This is a genomic window from Pseudovibrio flavus (assembly GCF_009711345.1).
Lineage (GTDB): Bacteria > Pseudomonadota > Alphaproteobacteria > Rhizobiales > Stappiaceae > Pseudovibrio > Pseudovibrio flavus.
The window spans coordinates 1-1,881 of record NZ_SMMA01000027.1; the positions used below are offsets into that span (position 1 = coordinate 1).

The 1,881-nt window shown below is 47.6% G+C and carries 3 protein-coding genes; 2 read left to right on the top strand and 1 reads right to left on the bottom strand.

Annotated features, from left to right (window positions below):
• Window positions 1-216: 216 nt before the first annotated feature.
• Entirely contained in the window at window positions 217-600 is a 384-nt protein-coding gene (locus E1162_RS00100) for a hypothetical protein (RefSeq protein WP_155125408.1), read from the bottom strand.
• 87 nt (window positions 601-687) lie between these two features.
• Here E1162_RS00100 and E1162_RS00105 point away from each other — a divergent pair, with 87 nt between their 5' ends.
• Both E1162_RS00105 and E1162_RS00110 read left to right on the top strand, forming a co-directional pair.
• The gene (locus E1162_RS00105) at window positions 688-1,272 is read left to right on the top strand and encodes a TetR/AcrR family transcriptional regulator (protein ID WP_155125409.1); all 585 of its coding nucleotides are present in this window, start codon (window positions 688-690) and stop codon (window positions 1,270-1,272) included.
• A 203-nt stretch (window positions 1,273-1,475) separates the two neighbouring features.
• Window positions 1,476-1,881: hypothetical protein (locus tag E1162_RS00110; protein WP_155125410.1), on the top strand; the 406-nt coding region annotated here is incomplete at its 3' end.

Sequence of the window (1,881 nt, forward strand, 5' to 3'; positions counted from 1 at the left end):
GTAGGTTCAAATCCTACCCCCGCAACCAAAATTAAAAACTCACTAGCAAAACGCTGGTGGTTTTTTTCGTTTCTAAGGCCAGGAACTGGCTTAGAAGTGATGGACGCATTATTTTTCTTAACGTTGGACATGACATTGCGAGCAGGGAGGTGAACTCCCTGCTCGCGTGCTTTTTAGGTATGTGTGCCGTTGTTCATTAGCGGGATATGCTCTGCATCAGGTCTTCAAGTGATTTCGAAGACCCATGCATGCGACTAGCACAATGACCAAGAATGAAATCCACTGAGGCATATCCATCAGGCTGTCGAGGCGAAGGGCTCCATACGCGATAAATAGCAGCGAAAAACCGGTGTATTGGGCAATTACAGTCCAAGCGACCCCTAGTGCGAGTGTTCTCTTAAAGGCTGCGGTGATCAGCAGGGCACCGTTTACCAGCAGGACAACAGTAATTCCGTGCCAAACGACGGAAAGGACAGCCTTCAAAACGGGATCGAAGTTGCTCGCCAAAACTGGATTATGGATTTCGGGGCCTCCTAAAAATACATGTACGAGATCCAAAAGGAGTGAAAGGACGCCAGCGGAGAATAGCCATTTGTTCATAATATGTTTTCCGTATTTGATTCCATACGCATGCGTATTGATGCATTTTAGCTAGCAAAAATCAATACGGCAGCGTATGGTTCGCGTATGGCAGGCAATTCTTCACTTTCTCCGGACGACTGGATCAAGGCAGCTTTTAGGGCGCTGACAGAAAAGGGGCCTTCTGCAATTCGGGCAGAGGCGCTTGCGCGAGATCTAAAGGTAACCAAAGGGTCCTTCTATTGGCACTACAAGGACGTTCCGGCGTTAAAGGTGGCGATGCTCAAGCACTGGGAGCATTTGGCTACACAGCAGATCATTGAACACGTTAAGGCTGTTTCCAAGAGGCCTGAAGGCCGTCTGTACGACTTGGTTGCTGTGATTTCAGAGGAAATTTCAGCGGATTACGGCGGAAATGGTGCGGAGGCTGCGGTACGAAACTGGGCCAGATTTGACCCTGTTGCACGCGAATGTATAGTGCGGGTGGATAAGAAGAGGCTTCAGTTTGTAGAAAAGCTTTTTTTGGAACTTCCAGAAACTAGGGATAAGGCTTCGCTATTAAGTGAACTTCTTTACGCTGCCTTGATAGGCGCGGAAGAAGTAGCGCCCCAAAATGTCCATCAGTGCCTAAAGCTCGTTTTGGACTTGGCACTAGGGAGTAGGCGAGACAACAACGGGCATCTGAGGGATTAAACGCGTTTTCGTATGCGCAATAAGAGAGGAGCTTGCATTTGAACTTAGTGGTGATGCCATTTCGGCGAGTAGGTTCTAGTTTGGATGTCCGGAAAATGCGGTAACCACTATTGTAGGTTGAAAAATAATGAGGTAAAAATACCTATATTTTGATTTTAGGTTCCTCATTTATGCTCAGAAATCTATTTCTTACAGGATCAGCGATGCTGGTGATGGGAAGTGTCTCGTTTGCTGGCACAACACCTTCGCCCTCTCCAATAGCACCAGATAATTCCTTCAATGAAACAAAAGCGTTTGCCGGTTTGAATTGGAAGATTGGTAAGTCTCTTGTTCCTCAGTTAACTTTAGGCGTGGCCCATGCGCAAGGTACCAACGAGGGGCATGTTCAAGGTGGAAAGTTCTTGGTCAATATTGGCTTGGAGAGCCTCGGTGATGATATCCAGTTCAAAGCGTCTTATTTAAACGGCAACACCGACATCCAAGGTGAAGTTGGCGTCGGTTACGATCTGGATACGCACAGTCTGCTTGGTTTTGGTGGAGTAAACGGCGCCCATGTTGCAGGTGGGATCGATGTCGGTATGGACAAAACGATCACCCCGTATCTTGGAG

Excerpts from the sequence above, each read along its gene's own strand:
- E1162_RS00100 (WP_155125408.1), bottom strand. The coding sequence starts at position 600 with ATGAACAAATGGCTATTCTCCGCTGGCGTCCTTTCACTCCTTTTGGAT.
- E1162_RS00105 (WP_155125409.1), top strand. The coding sequence starts at position 688 with ATGGCAGGCAATTCTTCACTTTCTCCGGACGACTGGATCAAGGCAGCT.